This window comes from Halomonas alkaliantarctica (genome assembly GCF_029854215.1).
GTDB classification, from domain to species: Bacteria; Pseudomonadota; Gammaproteobacteria; order Pseudomonadales; family Halomonadaceae; genus Vreelandella; species Vreelandella alkaliantarctica_A.
In genome coordinates this window covers 3,569,251-3,587,605 of record NZ_CP122961.1, presented here as the reverse complement: position 1 = coordinate 3,587,605, position 18,355 = coordinate 3,569,251, and the positions used below count along the sequence as shown (strand labels likewise).

15 protein-coding genes are annotated in these 18,355 nt (G+C 48.0%); 13 read left to right on the top strand and 2 right to left on the bottom strand.

Translation table 11 applies throughout. The features are described 5' to 3' along the window. Positions 1-36 precede the first annotated feature (36 nt). The 3 genes from QEN58_RS16480 to QEN58_RS16470 are packed head-to-tail and all read left to right on the top strand — an operon-like array spanning position 37 to position 1,675. On the top strand, positions 37-501 hold the full coding sequence (locus QEN58_RS16480) for a tellurite resistance TerB family protein (protein WP_280104681.1): 465 nt from the start codon (positions 37-39) through the stop codon (positions 499-501). After that, positions 494-1,087, top strand: coding sequence for an exopolysaccharide biosynthesis protein (locus tag QEN58_RS16475; protein ID WP_280104680.1), 594 nt, complete (start codon positions 494-496; stop codon positions 1,085-1,087). The genes QEN58_RS16480 and QEN58_RS16475 overlap by 8 nt, the downstream gene beginning before the upstream one ends. A 30-nt stretch (positions 1,088-1,117) precedes the next feature. Next, positions 1,118-1,675 carry a YqhA family protein gene (locus tag QEN58_RS16470; RefSeq protein WP_280104679.1) on the top strand — a complete coding sequence of 186 codons (558 nt, stop codon included), beginning with the start codon at positions 1,118-1,120 and terminating at the stop codon, positions 1,673-1,675. A 22-nt stretch (positions 1,676-1,697) separates the two neighbouring features. On the opposite strand, the gene QEN58_RS16465 is transcribed toward QEN58_RS16470, so the two are convergent. Next, complete coding sequence (locus tag QEN58_RS16465) at positions 1,698-2,720, bottom strand: serine hydrolase domain-containing protein (protein WP_280104678.1); 1,023 nt, start codon at positions 2,718-2,720, stop codon at positions 1,698-1,700. Positions 2,721-3,154: 434 nt separating this feature from the next. Next, a complete protein-coding gene (locus tag QEN58_RS16460) occupies positions 3,155-3,496 on the bottom strand; it encodes a hypothetical protein (RefSeq protein ID WP_280104677.1) in 342 nt (113 codons plus the stop codon). Between the two features lie 172 nt (positions 3,497-3,668). On the opposite strand from QEN58_RS16460, the gene QEN58_RS16455 reads away from it, so the two are divergent. From QEN58_RS16455 to QEN58_RS16410, 10 genes are all read left to right on the top strand, one after another. Next, positions 3,669-4,994, top strand: a complete 1,326-nt coding sequence (locus tag QEN58_RS16455; RefSeq protein ID WP_280104676.1) for a UDP-glucose dehydrogenase family protein — start codon at positions 3,669-3,671, stop codon at positions 4,992-4,994. 230 nt (positions 4,995-5,224) lie between these two features. After that, positions 5,225-6,580, top strand: coding sequence for a flagellar filament capping protein FliD (fliD, locus tag QEN58_RS16450; protein ID WP_280104675.1), 1,356 nt, complete (start codon positions 5,225-5,227; stop codon positions 6,578-6,580). A gap of 159 nt (positions 6,581-6,739) precedes the next feature. Continuing rightward, positions 6,740-8,092 carry a flagellar filament capping protein FliD gene (fliD, locus tag QEN58_RS16445; RefSeq protein ID WP_280104674.1) on the top strand — a complete coding sequence of 451 codons (1,353 nt, stop codon included), beginning with the start codon at positions 6,740-6,742 and terminating at the stop codon, positions 8,090-8,092. 137 nt (positions 8,093-8,229) lie between these two features. Beyond that, positions 8,230-9,072, top strand: a complete 843-nt coding sequence (locus tag QEN58_RS16440; protein WP_280104673.1) for a flagellin N-terminal helical domain-containing protein — start codon at positions 8,230-8,232, stop codon at positions 9,070-9,072. A gap of 233 nt (positions 9,073-9,305) precedes the next feature. Continuing rightward, positions 9,306-13,583 carry a glycosyltransferase gene (locus tag QEN58_RS16435; protein WP_280104672.1) on the top strand — a complete coding sequence of 1,426 codons (4,278 nt, stop codon included), beginning with the start codon at positions 9,306-9,308 and terminating at the stop codon, positions 13,581-13,583. Beyond that, positions 13,580-14,353, top strand: a complete 774-nt coding sequence (rfbF, locus tag QEN58_RS16430; RefSeq protein WP_280104671.1) for a glucose-1-phosphate cytidylyltransferase — start codon at positions 13,580-13,582, stop codon at positions 14,351-14,353. The genes QEN58_RS16435 and rfbF overlap by 4 nt, the downstream gene beginning before the upstream one ends. Next, complete coding sequence (gene rfbG / locus QEN58_RS16425; protein WP_280104670.1) at positions 14,350-15,426, top strand: CDP-glucose 4,6-dehydratase; 1,077 nt, start codon at positions 14,350-14,352, stop codon at positions 15,424-15,426. The genes rfbF and rfbG overlap by 4 nt, the downstream gene beginning before the upstream one ends. Beyond that, a complete protein-coding gene (rfbC, locus tag QEN58_RS16420) occupies positions 15,426-15,977 on the top strand; it encodes a dTDP-4-dehydrorhamnose 3,5-epimerase (protein ID WP_280104669.1) in 552 nt (183 codons plus the stop codon). Before rfbG ends, rfbC begins: the two co-directional genes overlap by 1 nt. Continuing rightward, positions 15,974-17,215, top strand: a complete 1,242-nt coding sequence (locus QEN58_RS16415) for a methyltransferase domain-containing protein (protein ID WP_280104668.1) — start codon at positions 15,974-15,976, stop codon at positions 17,213-17,215. Before rfbC ends, QEN58_RS16415 begins: the two co-directional genes overlap by 4 nt. After that, a complete protein-coding gene (locus QEN58_RS16410; RefSeq protein ID WP_280104667.1) occupies positions 17,205-18,353 on the top strand; it encodes a DegT/DnrJ/EryC1/StrS family aminotransferase in 1,149 nt (382 codons plus the stop codon). The genes QEN58_RS16415 and QEN58_RS16410 overlap by 11 nt, the downstream gene beginning before the upstream one ends. The last annotated feature ends 2 nt before the right edge of the window (positions 18,354-18,355 follow it).

The window sequence follows — 18,355 nt, the reverse complement described above, 5'->3', positions numbered from 1 at the left end:
GGTAAGAACGACGCTGCATCTACCTAGGAGTCCCCCATGCTGAATGCCATTAGTGATTTCTTCCAGCGCACCCTGGCGCAACCCGAGCAGCGCGAAAATCAAACGCTCACGTTGGAGCTGGCCACTGCCGCGCTGCTGTGTGAAATCGTTCGCGCCGACTACGAAAACACCGACGAAGAGCTTGCCGCGCTGCGCCTTATGCTTACCGAGCGCTATCGTCTAAGCGCAAGCGATGTGGACGAGTTAATGGCGCTGGCGCAAGCCGAAGTAGATGATGCCGTCGATCACTACCAGTTTGTTAGCTTGATCAAAGAGCACTATAACTACGACCAGCGCTGTGAGCTGGTCGCGCAGATGTGGCAACTGGCGTGGGCCGACGGCAACGTTGACCCATTAGAAGAACACCGTATTCGTCGTTTAGCGGACTTACTGCATGTTAGCCATAGCGATTTTATCCGTACCAAACTGCACGTAGAGGAGCGCAATAAGCCCGATGCATAACCGTAACGAAGACTCGAATTTAATGGATCTAATCAGCTCAATTGAGCATATGGAGCAGGATGCTTCACGGGTTAGCGTTGACGATGTTGTTCATGCTGTGGGACGGCGCTCGTTTGGGCCGCTGCTACTGGTTGCCGGGCTGATTACGCTCACCCCGATTGTTGGTGATATACCCGGCATGCCGACCTTAATGGCCGCATTGGTGCTGCTGGTTTCCGTACAGCTGCTGGCGGGGAGTGAAGCGTTTTGGTTGCCAGGCTGGCTGCTAAAGCGTTCGATTTCCCAGCAAAAGTTCGATAAAGGCATTCAACTGATGAAAAAGCCGGCCCGCTGGATAGATGGGCTATTGCGGGTACGGCTACCTTGGCTGACGGGCTACATCGGCATTCGTGTGACCGCCTTGGTGTGTTTATTGATCGCCCTGGCGATGCCGCCAATGGAGTTTATTCCTTTTTCGGCCAACGGGGCGGGGCTTGCGCTTACGCTGCTAGGGTTAGGTTTGGTTGCCCGTGATGGTATTGCGCTGCTGCTGGGGTTCGCGCTGTTCGGCGCCACTTGCGCCTTCATCACGATGAGCCTGATATAACAAAACCTGATATAAAAAAGGAGTATCGCCATGACTGATCCGGTTTCAACGCCGCCTAAGCCCCCAGAAAGCCAGAATCACTGGGAGCGGCGCATTGAAACGGCGCTTTGGAATTCGCGCTTTCTGGTTATGCTGGCGGTTGTGCCCAGCTTATTGGGTTCCTTGATGCTGTTTATCGTCGGCACCGTGGATATTTTTAAGGTAGTCGCCGATGTGATGGGATATTACCTACTGGGCGGCACTCAGGATATTCATGAAAGTCTGGTGCCCGATATCATTATTGCGGTGGATATCTATTTGATTGCCATCGTACTGCTGATTTTCGGCTTAGGTGTTTATCGGCTGTTTGTCTCCCGCATTGATCAAGCCGAAGCGAGTAATCTACGCCACCCCTTTAATGTCGCCTCATTAGACCAACTGAAAGATAAAATCGCCCGGGTGGTGATTTTGGCGGTGATTATCGAGTTTTTCCGCGCCGTGGTGGATATCCGTTTTGCTACGCCCCTGGAAGCTATCTACTTAGCGCTTTCAGTCCTGGCACTGGCAGCTGCGCTTTACCTGATGAGCCTAGGCCACAAAGGCGAGTAAGCGCACCCGTGACTTGTCTGTGCTACGCATCATTTTCAACTAACAAGCCTTCTACCAGCCTGTTCAACTGTTGCTGGAACTGCCCACCTGGCGAGGGTGGGGTGGGGTCTGAGGTGATCACTATGGTCATCTCCCTCTCTGGAATAACGAACAGCGCCTGGCCGCCGTAGCCACGCCCATAGTAAACATCTTCGCCTGCCAACTGGGTAATAAACCAACCGTAGCCGTATCCATCACCTGTCCAGCGCGATGTGCCACGCGGCTGCCACGAATCCTCTACCCAGCCCTCGGGCAGAACCCGCTGCTCGTCTCCTGCTTCATTAACTGCGATGCCATCATTACGATACAGTTCGCCCACCTCAATCAATGCCCGTGGCGAAAGCTGCATATCATTGCCACCAAAATAGATGCCTTGCGGGTCGCGTAGCCAGGGGCGAATGGTGATATTGAGCGGATCACCTAATAAACGCTGGGCAAGGGCGTGAGTAGTCTCGCCGCTGGCGTGGGTGAGTGCAGCGGAAAGCAGGTGGCTGGTGCCGGTGGAGTAGAGCATTCGGCCTCCCGGCTCGTCCACGAAAGGGCGTGTCATCGCATCGTTCACCCAGTTGGCGCTGGCCACCCAGGCGCCGTAGTTGCTGCCCGAAGTGCGCTCTAGTCCCGCCTGCAGGGCGAGCAAATGGGCAACGGTAATATCCCCAACCTGCGGATCAATACCGCTAGGGAGATGCTCGCCAAACAGCTCCACCATGGGTTGATCAGGTGACTCAATAATGCCCGCCTCAATCGCCGCGCCGGTAATGGCAGACAGCACCGTTTTGGACAGCGACTTAATGTTCGCAGGTGAGGCCACTCCCGGCCCACCCTGGTGAAGTTCGTGGATAATCTCACCGTCGTAGGCCACCACCACGCTGTGTACGCGTTCAAGCTGGCCGGTTTGCTGGTCTAGCGTCTGGAGCGCGTTTCTAGAAGGCTCATTAGCGGCTGCATAGGTGGTGGCTAACAACGAAGTAACAACAAATGAAACAAGCAAAGTAGTCGTACGCATCGCAACACCTTCGGTATAAGTGGCAAAGGTTCGAGGTTTAGAGGCCAAAGAGGTTCCACAACACAAGCCTAGTCACTTTCTATCAGGGAAATGCAACGACATTACGCAAAAGCAGAAAAAGCCTGCTAGGATGGGGGTGTTGGCTCATGGGTAAGCAAGCCTTTGATTTCCCTAAAACGCAATAAGCAAGGAGTGCCCTATGCGTAATATTATCTACATTATTGGTCTTATCGTGGTTGTGCTGTTCATTCTATCAATGCTCGGTCTGCGCTAAGCGACACAAAATTAGGTCTAATTGAGCTAGGCATGAAAAAATCAGTCTAAACAAATAAACCTAAGCAAAAAAAACCGCCCGAAGCTTTCGCTTGCGGGCGGTTTTTTTTGAGCCACTTTTATAAGCTCTTCTGATCAGCAATACTTGGCAGTAACAGATGTTAAGCGCAGTCAGCGGCGCCTTGGCCAAACATATCAAACATTATTTCACGGCCAAGGCGAGTCAAAACGAAGCGACCATGCTCATTGAAGGTTGCTGCTTCACTGGCTTCCATCACCTGTTGGCAGGTTGCCCAGGTGGGCGCTGCAGAACTAAGCGCTGATATCTCACGGTGGGCTAGACCGCGCTGGGGAAGGGTAATGGTTTCTAACACATGACCGTGATCGTAGAGCAGCTCAGCGGCAATTGATAAACACTGGCGAAGGCTACGTTGAACGTTCGCAGTGGTCGAAGGCCCATGGGGCGTTTTTAAAGGGCGTTCTGTTGTCAGCTCGGGAGGCATCGTATGTTCTCCTGCGGTCAGCACCAAATCGGGCTTGTTGCAGCGCATTATAAACCAAGGAGAGCATTAGACCAAGGTCTATAGTTGAGTGTGTGCCTCCCACTTTCGAACTCATCAACGCTAAGCCAATGTGCTACGCTCCCCGTCACGTATTTTAGCGAGTCAATAAGTCATGCAGATCAGTGTATTCGGAACCGGTTATGTCGGTCTTGTCGCAGGCGCTTGTTTAGCCGATGTTGGCCATCAAGTAACCTGTATGGATGTTAACGCAGAGCGCATTGATCAGCTTAATGGCGGAGAAGTGCCGATTTTTGAGCCTGGGCTAAGCACCATTGTGGCCCATAACGTAGCGGCAGGGCGTTTACGTTTTACCACCGATGCTGCGCAAGCGATAGCAGATGGCGAACTGCTGTTTATCGCCGTGGGAACTCCGCCCGATGAAGATGGCAGTGCCGACCTACGCTATGTGTTAGAGGTGGCGCGCACTATCGGCCAGCATATGGATAGCTACAAGCTGGTGATTGATAAGTCGACCGTGCCGGTGGGCACCGCCGAAAAAGTCCACGCCGCTATCAGCGATGTGCTCGAAAAGCGCGGTGTATCTCTCGCGTTCGACGTGTGTTCGAACCCAGAGTTTATGAAGGAAGGGGCGGCGATTGAAGACTTTACCCGTGGCGCGCGCATAATCGTCGGCACGGAAAGCGAACGTGTAAAAGCGCATATGCAAGAGTGCTACGCCCCCTACAATCGCAACCACGAAAAACTGATGTTTATGAGCGTGCGTGCTGCCGAGTTAACCAAATACGCCGCCAACGCCATGCTCGCTACCAAAATAAGCTTCATGAATGAGATCGCCAATCTTGCCGAACGACTCGATGTGGACATTGAAGATGTTCGCCGGGGAATTGGCAGCGACCCACGCATTGGCTACCACTTTATCTACCCTGGCTGTGGCTATGGCGGCTCGTGCTTCCCCAAAGACGTCCAAGCGTTGGAGCGTGCGGCTCGCCAGTTAGGCTATACGCCGGAACTGCTTAGCGCCGTCGAAGCGGTTAATTTGCGCCAAAAGCAGACCCTGTTCACAAAACTGCAAGATAGTTTAGGCAATCTAAGCGGTAAAACCATTGCCGTATGGGGCTTAGCCTTTAAACCCAGCACGGACGATATGCGCGAAGCGCCAAGCCGCACTTTAATGGAAGCACTCTGGCAAGCGGGGGCTAAGGTGCAAGCCTTTGATCCCGAAGCCATGGCGGAGTGTCGTCGCATTTATGGCGAGCGGGATGAACTAATGCTGGCGGGCGACCGAATTCAGGCTGTGAAAGGCGCCGATGCTCTGGTTATCTGTACCGAGTGGAAGGAGTTCCGCAGTGTCGATTTCACTTGGTTAGCTGACCAACTGGCTGAAAAAGTAGTTATCGATGGGCGTAATTTATACACGCCCAGTGCCGCTGAAGAGGCCGGATTGCGTTACATAGGGGTGGGACGAAAAAGTAATTAGAACGTAGCTTTACTGACAATACCTTATTAACGCTTTATACATGTATTACGGACAGTTACTTGCAATTACGTCTTAATACGAAAAAAACAGCTAAATATTCAAGTTATAGTTCACTTAGTCGTTATATTGAGGTAATTGTATTAGAAATAGTGTTACGCATCGCTCCATGAATAAGCAGTAATAGAAAGCATCAGGCGTAGCCAACACGTATTTAAAAAGGCATTGGTTTTATGGCTTCCATTTCATCACTTGGTATTGGTTCTGGTCTAGACCTCAACGGATTGTTGGATCAGTTGAAAGACGCTGAGAGCGCTAAACTTGAGCCGATTGCACAACAGATCCAGTCCGAAAATGCGCAAATATCTGCCTACGGTCAGTTGCAAAGCGCGCTTTCCCAATTTCAGAGTTCTGCTGAAGCTCTCAACAAAACATCTTCATTTGAGAGCCTGACAACCAACGTCGAGGGCAGAGCTGTTGGCGCTGTAAGTAGCAATGAAGCCCAGCCAGGCCAGTATGAAGTTCAGGTTGACCGTTTAGCTACAGCAAGTAGTTTGGTGACTGAGCGCCTGGAAACAGCAGTGGAAAGTATAGTGTCGGGCGAACAGTCTTTGGATTTTACTATCGCTGATGGAAACCTGACGACTATTACTGTCCCTGATGGCAGCTCTCTTGAAGACATGCGAGACGCCATCAATGAGCAGAGTGATGGTCGTCTTAATGCCTCAATTATCAATGACGGTGAAGGCTATCGTCTTGCTGTAAATGCTACCGATACGGGTGCAGACGCGAGTATCGAAAGCACCAATTTTTCAAACATTCTAGCGGGTGATGTACAAACCTCCGACATACAGGTAGTTCAAGCGGGCCAGGACGCTGAATTTAACGTCAATGGAATCGATATCGTTAGCCCCACCAACCAAGTTGAGGGCGCTATTCAAGGCGTTACTTTAAATTTAACTGAAGCTGGTGCGACGAGCACTGTGAGTGTTGAACAGGATAACGAGGCTATGCGTGAGAAGGTCACTGCATTTGTTGACGACTTCAACACCCTCAAAGATACTATTACCAGTTTAACGGCCTACGACCCAGAGACGGGGCAGGCGGGTGGGTTGAACGCTGATGCGACGACTCGGGCTGTTGAAAGGGAACTGCGTCAAACCATCAGCAGTGTTGTCGGTGCGGATGGCTTTAATGTTTTATCTGATATAGGTATCTCGCTTCAAGTGGATGGCAAGCTAGCCATTGATGAAGATAAGTTAGATAGCATTGTTGCTAATCAGCCAGATAAAATCGCGGGTTTTTTTGCAGGGAATAGCGAAGAGGGCGGCATGGCCGGTCAAATTAACGCGTCACTTGAGAGCCTTGTCGGGTCAGGTGGTCGTCTTGAAAGCGCTATTAGCTCATCTGAAAGGCGCGTAGATTCGTTAGAAGACCGTTTCATTACGACTGAAAGCCGTATTGAACAAACCGTAGAGCGTTATCGAACGCAGTTTCAAGCAATGGACGGTATGGTGGCACAAATGAATCAAACCAGCGCCTACTTAACCCAGCAGTTTGCAACGCTGGGGCAACAAAATCAAAGTTAAATAGATAAAAGACTAAATTAGTTGCATATGAAACGCCTGGCCCAATGTGCTGGGCATTTTTTTGTAACAGCCTAAAAAGGCATAGCCGCTAAAGTTTTCCCCTCCGCAGCCGATAATTCTCATAGATACCTTTATCTACTACTTATAAGGAACTGAGTCATGGCTTCGATAACTGCACTTGGTGTGGGCTCTGGTCTGGATCTCTCGGGCTTGGTGGATCAGCTTAAAGCGGCCGAACGCCAAAAGCTTGTACCTATTCTAGAGCAGCAAAGTGCTCAGAAAACCAAAATATCTGCTTATGGGCGCCTAGAATCAGCGATGGATAGGGTGCAAGCCTCTATTGCTGCGCTGAATGAGGCCTCTACGTTTAAGCAGCAAAAAAGCACCGTGACGGGCGATGGCGTATTGGCGACCGCAGGCGAAACCGCGAATGCCGGGCGCTATGAAGTGACCGTTACCCAATTGGCACGCGCAGGCAGCGCTGCTTCTAATAGCGTGGCGCTAGACCAAGAACTAACAGCAGCCGATGCAACGCTGACGCTTAACTTCGGTGCTGGCGCTACGCAAACAAGCTACGACGTTGCTATTTCAGCAGGTAGCACACTGGCTGATGTTCGTGACCAAATCAACGCGGATAAAGAGGCTGGTGTCACTGCTTCTATCGTAAATGATGGCACCGGGTACCGCTTAGCGCTGAGCTCAAAAGAGACGGGCCAAGATGCTTCACTGGAGAGTTTCTCAGGCTTGGCATCGCTGACCATGGATGCAGCCACCCAACGTTCAGGTCAAGACGCCGAGCTGAATGTCAATGGCATTGCTATCACCAGTAAAACCAACCGCGTTGAAGAGGCCATCCAAGGCGTAACGCTTGACCTCACGGCGGTGTCTGGTGATCCCGTTACGCTGTTGATTGAGCGTGATGAAGGGGCGCTGAGAGAGGCGATTGATAATTTTGTAAGCAACTACAACGAAATGAAATCCACCGTTGATCGAATGACGGCATACAACGGTGAAGGCGAAACATCAGGCGAATTAGTGGGCGACCGAACTGTTCGTACGATTGAAGACCGCCTGCGCCGGGATATAACAGACACCCTCGGCACCGGCGATCTTTCACGTCTTTCACAACTGGGCATCGCCATTGATGAAAAGGGGCGATTAAAGGTCGATGAGGATAAGTTGGACGATGCAGTCGCCAACAACCCCGAGGGGCTATCTGCCTTCTTTGCGGGCGAAACCGAAGAAGGTGGCTTTGCAGGGCGCTTAAACGCCACGCTTGAAGCCATCACTGCAGAAGATGGCATTATTCAAAGCTCGGTGAATAGTGCGGAGCAGCGAGTTGACAGCCTGGATGTGCGTAAGCTGCGTATGGAAGCAAGTATTGAGCGAAGCACTGAGCGTTACCGCAAGCAGTTTGGGCAACTGGATGGCTTGATCGCGCAAATGAACTCTATGAGTAGCTACCTCTCCCAGCAGTTCAGCGTGCTGAGTAATATGCAGAATAATAATTAAAATGCTTTACAGTAATTTACATAAAAAAGAGTAATTTTTTCTAAAGAAATCGGTGGGCCTGCCGTTAATTATAATAACGGCGACGCAAGCGCCGCTAAGCAGGCCACATGGCCAGTTAAATTTCGAGGAGCACTCACATGTCTGTAATCAACACTAACATTACTGCCCTGATTGGCCAGAACAACCTGTCCAACTCACAGGCCATGCTAGCTAAAGCGCAAGAGCGTCTATCATCTGGCCTGCGCATTAACAGCGCGTCAGACGATGCTGCTGGCCAAGCCATTGCCAACAAAATGACTGCCCAGATCAAAGGCATGGATCAAGCTAGTCGTAACGCTAGCGACGGTATCTCTTTGGTTCAGACCATGGAAGGTGGTCTTGATCAAATCAACGACAACCTGCAGCGTATTCGTGAGCTAGCGGTTCAGGGCGCAAACGACACCAACACTGCAGAAGACCGCGCAGCCATTACTACCGAAATCAACGAGCGTATCGAAGAAATCGACCGTGTGGCTAACAGCACAAACTTTAATGGTACTAGCCTGCTCGCCAGCGGCGGCGGTGCCGATTTAAATATCCAGGTCGGCGCCAATACTACAGCCAATGATACTATTGCTGTCAGTGTTTTTGATGCGACTTCCGCCAACCTTGCTGTAAGTGGTGCAGCTGCCGCCGTATCGGGTGCAGGCGGTACTAACGCCAACTTCAAAGCTTTGATTACCGCGGTTGATACTGCAACTGAAACGTTGGATACACAACGCGCGACACTGGGTGCTACCCTTAACCGTTTTGATTCGGTAATCGATAACTTAGCGACGACATCAACTAACCTTTCTGAAGCCCGTTCGCGTATCGAAGATGCCGATTACGCGGTGGAAGTATCTAATATGACGCGTGCCAATATTCTCCAGCAGGCCGGTACTTCCATGCTGGCACAGGCTAATCAGACGCCACAGTCTGTACTGTCTCTGTTGGGCTAATAGCTTAGCCGCTAAGCTTCACATGAAAGTAACGACGGGGCCAACTGGCCCCGTTTTTTCGTTAAGTGTTTCGTTAAGTGTTTCGTTAAAAATCAGTTTCTTAAGCATGTTCCAGCCTCTTGTCGTGCCTGATTGCGAGAACACCTACTTAAATACCTGCGCATTCGCGCCTTTGATTGTCGCACAAGCACAGTAAGCTAGGAATATTGCCATTTTTCCCTGCGAGCCGCTTCATGGTTAAGAACACCTCCTCATCTGCTACTCAAAAGCGCAAACCCCGTTTGCTTTGGGCCAATCCTTTTTGCCTATTGGATACCTCTAGCGGTGCCAGCATGACCGTGCGGCAAATGTTACTGCAACTAGTATCTCGTGGTTATGAGGTTCAAGTGCTAGGGGCGACGGTATTTGATAACCCTAAGGGGATGGGGCGACTCAAGGAACAATTCCCAGACCTGAACGCTCACCGGCATCAATTGATTGAAGCCGAAGACGGCCCGCTAACCCACCAATTGGTAGTTAGCTACAGCCACAACCGTAATCATTTTACGACGCATGAAGAGGGGCTTTGGTACAACCAGTATCTCTATATGCTGGATTCGTTTAAGCCGGATGTGGTGTGGTTCTACGGAGGTCAAACGCTTGACTTGCTAATTGCCAATGAGGCACGTGACCGCGGTATTCCTGTTGCCTTCTATTTGGCGAACGGCAACTATAAAGCATCAAACTGGTGCCGTGATGTGGATTTGATACTCACTGACAGCCAGGCCACTGCGGATATGTACCGTAAGGAGGTGGGCTTTTTCTCAAAGCCTGTGGGCAAGTTCATCGCCCCGGAAAGCTTTGTCGCGGAGCACCATGAGCGTAAGCACCTGTTGTTTGTGAATCCTAGTTGGCAAAAAGGGGCTAGTGTTTTTGTCCAACTGGCAGAAAAGCTGGAACGAGAAAGGCCCGATATTAAACTTGAAGTGGTGGAGGCACGAGCCGACTGGCCAGCCGTGCTGCGGGAAACCACCCGAAAAATGGGGGAACTGCGCGGTGCTTTAAGCAATGTTGTAGTGACACCCAATACCAACGATATGCGCGGCCCTTACAGTCGGGCCCGCTTGGTGGTGGCGCCTAGCCTATGGTGGGAAAGTTCCGGGCGCATGCTGGCTGAGGCTATGCTAAACGGTATTCCGGCGCTGATTACTAACCGTGGCGGCATGCCAGAAATGGTCGGCAATGCCGGTATGACCTTCGAATTCCCCGACGCCTGCTATGTAGAGCCCTACCAGCAGTTACTCAGCGAAGATGAGCTTCAGCCACTAGTGGATGCTGTTATCAGCTTGTTTGATGACGAAGCGCTTTATCAAAGCTACGTAGATCGCGCTTGGCAGGTAGGCAAAGAGAAGCACCATCTTGACCGTGCCACTGAACGGCTACTTACTGCATTGACGCCTTTAGTACGCCAACACGCAGGCAACAAAGATTTTGCCATTATCCAAAAGAAACACCACCGCCAGAGTTTAGCCTGCAAGTTAAGCAACAAACCTGAGTTCAAGGTCGATAACTCTCTACAGCAGTTGATCAGCGCTAAATCAGGAGCTAAGCAGGGCAACGAGCCACAATCTAACCGTTTGTGGCTTACCGATGATTTTACCTGGCACATTAAAGGTAAAATCATGGTGCTCGACAACCGAGCCAGCCTTATCAAAAGCGGCCTGGCAGATCAGATGGCTGCTACCAAAGCCTTTGGCATTGTTGCGTTTGACCCTGCCAGCGAAATAAAAGACACCAAGCAGTACGAAGGCAGCGACTATATTCAGTTATTCCAGCATGCCCTGCTCGGCGATGGTAAGGCGGCAACGCTGCACGCCTGTGTCGCTCCGGAAATGACCAGCACATTGACACCCCTATCGGCCGAAAAACTTCCTAAACGCCACCATCTGGGTGCAAAGCCTTTGGCAGAAATACCCATTAATACCGTGGCGCTGGACAGTATTGATGGTTTGGGGAATCTGGACTGGTTGATTCTCGACGAGCTAAGCGATGCGATGGCTGTGCTGGAACATGGTAAAAAGTCGCTTACAGACACGCTGCTGATTCAGGCACGTGTTGCCTTCCAGCTTACTCATGAAAAACAGCCCAACTTGGCAGAGCTACAGCATTGGGCCAGTCGCAATGGTTTCCGCTTCTACCGCTTCCATAACATTAGTCATTATAGCCATTTGCCAGAAAAGCTAAGCGCCCAAACAGCCTGTGCCACCGAGCAGGAAAGCGGCGATGTGCTCTTCCTTCCTAGTCACGAGCGCATGGCTATTCTGAGTGAGCAAGAAAGGACGAAGTTAGCCTTTATTCTTAGTGCAGGCTTTGCAGCCCATGATATGGCGTTTGATCTAATGGCTGATGTTAATCAGGAAAAAGCACTAGAATTTCTTGAAGGCCAGGGGTTATTGCCAAAGGCTCCAACCCCGCTAGTAACGCAAAATAGGGGGGGTAAAGATTTTCAAGCGGCTCATTTCAAGCAAACAGATGTATCAGTAACGTCTACTTTTATACATGCAGCCGAGAACACTCCACCGCTTGAGTCAAAACAACATATTGATCTAGAACTTTTGAAAAAACAGCTTTCGGATGTATTAAATCATTTAGCTGTTTTTGATTTGACTCAAGATTACGCCGTTGAAGTAGTCGAGCTTGCGAAAAAATTACGTTGGGTTAATGATGACGCTTTTTTACAGAAGGCAATAGTTAGAGTAAATGGAGAGTTTTCGAAAAAGAAAGATAGTATACCTCTTTTTTACTTGCTAACTAATGTCTTGCTGAATAGCCATGCTGAAATTACTGATAGTAAAGACTTGCATTTGTTAGAAAAAAAGCTTGAATATATTAATTGGGTGGATAAAGCCGCTTTGTATTCATTTTGGTTGGAAAGTATTCAAGATGAAAGATTGCCTTCAAGCAATAAAAAAATAACAGTAGTGATTATATGTAATAAGTATAAAAAAGAAACGTATGAAAATATTGTTGAGTTGAGGCACCAGTGTGGCCTGGACGGAGAAATTGTTTTCGTTAATAACGGGGATAAGGGGAATGATGCTCGCAGCCTGGCTGCACTTGTTGATGTATATGTTGAGCTTAAAGGTAATTCAGGCGCGTACCTAGCTCGCAATGTTGGATCTGTTTTTGCACATGGAGATATTTTAATTTTTGTAGATGATGATGGCTTGCCGGAGAAGGGAATGCTTTCCGCTCATGCTGACATACACAAGCAGTATACGCTGGATTCGGTCAGAGGAAGTTATTTACCAAAAAATCCAAATGAAACACCCCCAAGTCATTATCACTTAGGTGATAAGCCTTTAGTTGCACTCAATTGCCTTGAAGGTAACTGCTCTTATAGGCGGGATTTGTTCTTCAAGATGCAAGGGTGGGGGGATTATATTTTATTTGGGCATGGAGGAGCAGAGTTATACGTACGATTGATTTCAAATGGGAGTGATCAGTCCAAGCATATTTATATTCCGGGCTGCATTTTACGTCACGATTATTATCGTGGCGAAAAACATGCTAGAAATAAAAGAAAAAAACAGGCTGAATCCGCTTATGTTTTATCAGCTCATAATTGTTCTATAAATCCCATGGTTTCTGCATTTTTAAGCCAAACAAAAGAGCGTAGTGAAAAGCTTAAAGTGGAATATAAAAAGAAACTCTGTGTTGGCGTGCCTGTATATAATGAGGCGAATTATATAAGAAAGACCATTCAGTCTTTGAAAAAACAAGACTATCAAGACGTCATTTTTATGATTTCAGATAATGCTTCATCAGATGGCAGCTTTGATATTATAAAAAAAGAAGTGAATGGGGATGCTCGATTCGTGCTTGTGCAACACAATAAAAACATTGGAGCTTCTTCAAATTTTGAATATCTTTATAGGAACAGCAACTCTGATTATTTTATGTGGTTAGGTGGTCACGACTATTTGAGTGATGGTTATATAAGGAATGCTGTAAAATTTTTGGATGAAAACATTGATTTTTCAATGGTTTTTGGGATGCCGTATGGTGTGTTGGAGAATTCTAATGAATGTGTGTTGTTAAGAGAAGGTGTTTATAGTTTTTCAGAAAGTCTTTCAGAAAAAAGATATTTGTCATCAATAGGTGTCCTTTCAAATTGTACTATTGCTCATTCAATGTTTAGAAGGGAGTGCCTAAATGATTTTGAGTTTAGGAAAACTATTTCCCCTGATCAAGTTATGATCAGTAGGCTTCTATGGTGCGGTAAGTTGCATTATATGAACGATGAAAAATATTTCAGAAGATATTTTAATAATAGGGCAGAAAGTCAATCTGAACGAATTCTTGGTCAGCAAGGTACTTTGGAGAGGAAAGATTTTTTCAAGTATTATGTTGACGACTTAATGGCCCTGTATGTAAATGAGGGTAAAGAGCTTTCTTTTTCATATAAAGATATGAAAAATATAGTTTTAGATAAGCTTTGTAAAAAATATGGGAGTCATGGTTTTTTATGAAATGTGTCATATTAGCTGGCGGGCTGGGTACCCGGATTTCAGAAGAAACCCATTTAAAGCCAAAGCCGATGCTTGAAATCGGAGGCAAGCCGATACTCTGGCATATAATGAAGATTTATTCTTTTTATGGGGTAAATGATTTTATTATTTGTTGTGGATACAAAGGTTATGTTATTAAAGAATACTTTGCCAATTACTTTTTGCATATGTCTGATGTGACATTTGATATGTCAAGCAATACGATGCAGGTGCATGAAAAGCATGCGGAGCCATGGCGGGTCACATTAGTTGATACGGGGGAGGAGACTCTGACCGGTGGGCGTCTCAAAAGGGTCGCCAAATATGTACGCGATGAGCCATCTTTTTGTTTTACCTACGGTGATGGAGTGGCCGATATAGATATCGGCGCGCAACTTGCTTTTCATCAGCAGCATGGAAAGCTCGCTACTGTATCTGCAGTACAACCTCCAGGTCGTTATGGGGCACTGCTTCGTGACGGAACTGCTGTAAGTGGTTTCCAGGAAAAGCCCCCTGGCGATGGTGCGTGGATTAATGGTGGCTTTTTTGTCCTAAACCCGCAAGTTCTGAACTTTATTAATGGAGACCAAAGCTCATGGGAGGGACAGCCATTGGAGACCATAGCCAATAATGGACAGTTAGAAGCTTTTGAGCATCTTGGATTCTGGCAACCAATGGATACTCTTCGAGAAAAAAACTATCTAGAGCATCTTTGGGATACAGGCAAAGCTCCCTGGAAGTGTTGGGAATGAAGCAGTTTGATGATATGTACCGTGGCAAGCGTGTTTTGATAACTGGGCATACCGGCTTCAAGGGGAGCTGGCTTACCCTCTGGCTGCATGAGTTGGGAGCCGAAGTTATTGGACTAGCCCTCTCCCCTGAGAATCAGCCCAATCACTGGGATCTACTACAGTTGTCTATCGATGATCATCGTGCCGACATACGTGATCGGGATGCAATTCGTCGGGTGATTCGTGACTCTCAGCCAGAGATGATTTTCCACTTGGCTGCTCAGCCGCTGGTCAGGCGCTCCTACTGCGACCCGCTAGAGACATGGTCCACTAATGTCATGGGCACCGCTAACCTCTTAGAGGCTTGTCGAGAGCAAACCAGTGTGCGCGCCATTGTCTCCGTCACCACAGACAAGTGCTATGAGAACAAGGAGTGGCCTTGGGGGTATCGAGAGATCGACTCTTTGGGTGGCCACGACCCCTACAGTGCTTCCAAGGCAGGCTCAGAGTTGGTGGCTGCAAGCTATCGAAGCGCATTCTTTACATCCGATTCGGCTCCCCTTCTGGCAACCGCAAGAGCAGGCAATGTTATTGGTGGTGGCGATTGGTCGGAAGATCGCCTCATACCTGACCTGATTAGAGCACTCCAAGAAGGGAAATCGCTGGAAATACGCTCACCAGCAGCCACTCGTCCATGGCAGCATGTGCTGGAGTCATTGAGTGGTTATCTGATGCTTGGTCAGAGGCTTTTCTCTGGTGATACCCGTTTTGCTGAAGCTTGGAATTTCGGCCCTGAGCCAGAAGGTAACCGCTCGGTTTCAGAAGTGCTCGAAAGGCTATCCCTGGTTTGGAACAATATAGTTTGGCATAAAACTGAACAGCCTCAGCCTCACGAAGCCAACTTGCTTTATCTCGATAGCGCTAAGGCTCGACAAAAGCTGCACTGGCAGTCGGTTTGGAATCTTGAGGCCACCCTTGCACAAACGGCTACTTGGTATCGTGCCTGGTTGGAAGCAGGGGAAACCATTAGCCGCCAACAACTGCGTGATTATGTTGAGGATGCTGCTAAAGCTAATCACGAGTGGGTTAGCTGATGAATATATGCCCCTCTCCCATCGCTGGTTTGTTGGTGGTTGAAACCATACCCTATGCTGACGTACGTGGTGTGTTCTCGCGCTTATTCTGTGATAAGGAGTTGGCTCCTTTGATCAGCTCACGCCAAATCGTACAGGTCAACCACTCACGCACAGCAACTGTGGGCGCCATCCGTGGGCTGCACTTTCAGCATCCGCCCCATGCCGAAATGAAGCTAGTACGATGTCTGAAAGGGCGAGTGTGGGATGTTGCTGTGGATTTACGGCAACACTCACCTACTTTCCTACATTGGCATGCTGAAGAGCTGACACCGGAAAATGCTCTGATGATGGCCATCCCTGAAGGATTTGGGCATGGTTTTCAGGTCTTGGAGCCTGATAGCGAGCTGCTCTATCTACACACGGCCCACTACACACCTGAAGCGGAAGAGGGACTTAGGTACGATGACCCGCATCTCGGGATAAAGTGGCCCCACACAGTGACCGAACTTTCTGAACGTGATGCCAAACACTCACTGATTGACGCTAACTTTCAGGGAATCTCCCTATGAACTGCCGCCATTGTGGAGCACTGCTGACCCACACTTTTGTTGATCTGGGTTTTGCGCCACCTTCCAATGCTTATCTTACTGCCGCCGACCTTACGAAGCCGGAGAAATACTACCCATTAAAGGTCAAGGTTTGCGACCACTGCTGGCTGGTGCAGACAGAGGATTATGCTCAAGCAGATGAACTATTCAGCCCTGATTATGCCTACTTTTCCAGTACTTCTAGCGGCTGGTTGGCCCACGCTGAGCAGTATGTTGAACAGGTGTCCAGTGAGCTGAAACTTAATCCTGACAGCTTGGTTATCGAAGTAGCTTCTAATGATGGGTATTTGCTAAAAAACTTTGTTGCGATGGGAATCCCATGCCTTGGTATTGAGCCAACCGATAGCACCGCTATGGAAGCGGAAACGAAAGGCATTCCCGTTATACGTGAGTTCTTTGGTGAGGCCTTGGGAAAGAAGCTAGCTCGTGAAGACAGAAAAGCAGATCTAATTGTCGGTAACAATGTTTACGCCCACGTGCCGGATATTAACGACTTTACTCGTGGTCTCAAGGAGGTACTTAAGTCAGATGGCACGATTACTCTAGAGTTTCCCCACCTGATGCGCTTGCTTGAGAATTGCCAGTTCGACACTATCTACCATGAACACTTTTCTTATTTATCGCTCTCCGCTGTGCTTCGTATTTTTCAGTCTGTAGGCCTGCGTATTTGGCAAGTTGAAGAACTCAATACACATGGAGGAAGTTTGCGTATATATGGCTGTCATAATGAGGATGGTAGGACAGATCATGCGTCAGTTGCGACAATGCTGCAGGTGGAGCTAAACCATGGCTTGCAACAGCTGGATACTTATCTCGCCTTTCAGTCTCGCGCAAATAAAATAAAGGATGACTTGTTATATTTTCTTATCCAGAAAAAGCGTGCAGGAAAAAAAGTTGCTGCTTATGGAGCAGCCGCTAAAGGTAATACTTTGCTTAACTACGCTGGTGTAAAGCCAGACTTACTTCCCTTCGTTTGTGACGCTTCGGCAGCCAAGCAAGGCAAGTTTATGCCAGGTAGCCATATACCTATCTTGTCGCCAGATCAACTTGCGAATAAACAGTTAGACTATTTGCTGATCTTGCCCTGGAATATTGCAGAGGAAGTGTGGCAGCAAAATAGCGCTATTCAAGAAAAAGGGACGGAATTTGTTATTCCCGTTCCAGAACTTCGTATATTTGAGAAGATAAATGAAAAATAAAATCGAACCACAAATACCGGTTTTCAAACCCCTTATTGAACAGAGCGAAATCGCCGCTGCGGTTGAATCTTTGGAGTTAGGTTGGCTTGGCATGGGGAGTTATGTAAAAGATTTCGAAGCTGCCTTAACTCGAGTCTGTGATTTTGCCCCAGATGAAGATCGTCATGTTGTTGCTGTCAGTACTGGACATGCAGCACTTCATCTGTCTTTGTTGATGATAGGGGTGGGAGCTGATGATGAAGTCATTACACCGTCATTTAATAATGCAGCTGATTTTCAGGCAATTCGGGCCTGCGGAGCAGAGCCAGTTTTTGTTGACATAAAAGAAGATACACTTTGTATCGATGTTGACAAGGTGGAGAGCCTGATAACAGATAAAACTAAATGTATTATCTGTATGGATTATGATATTTTTCTTTGCGATCATGATGCATTGCGAATAATATCAAAAAAACACAACATACCAATTCTTCATGATGCGGCACACTCTTTTGGCTCATATTATAAGGGGCGACCAACGGGAAATCAGCATGAATATACTATGTTCAGTTTTGATCCTGTTAAGACAGTAACTTGCATTGATGGTGGTGCTATCGTAGTTGAAGGAACAGAAAATATAAAGCGACTACAAGCAATGCGTTTGATTGGGATGACTCAGCCTGCTGAGCAAATGTATAAAAATTCAAGAGCATGGACATATGATATTGAAGAGCTAGGTTTCAGGTACCATATGGCTAACCTTCATGCTGCAATAGGACTTTCGCAAATCTCGAAGCTTGATAAAATCCGAAGTACTCGACAGGTAGCATGTGAAAAATATTATAATAAACTCTCTTCAATTACGTGGCTAGAAGCTCCTAAAGGCGACTTTGAGGAAGTTAGTCCTTTTCTTTATTATATTAGAGTGCTTAATGGAAGACGTGATGAGCTTCGAGAACATATGAGATCACAGGGAGTTGATACGGGTATTCACTGGCAGGCAGGTCATAACTTCACATATTTTAATAATTGCCGCAGAGGAGATTTGTATGTAACTGAAAAAATTGTCGATCAAGTTTTGTCGCTGCCCCTCCATAGCTACATGAGCGATGAGGATCAGAGTCGAATTATACAATCTATAGAATCTTTTCAAGGTTGATA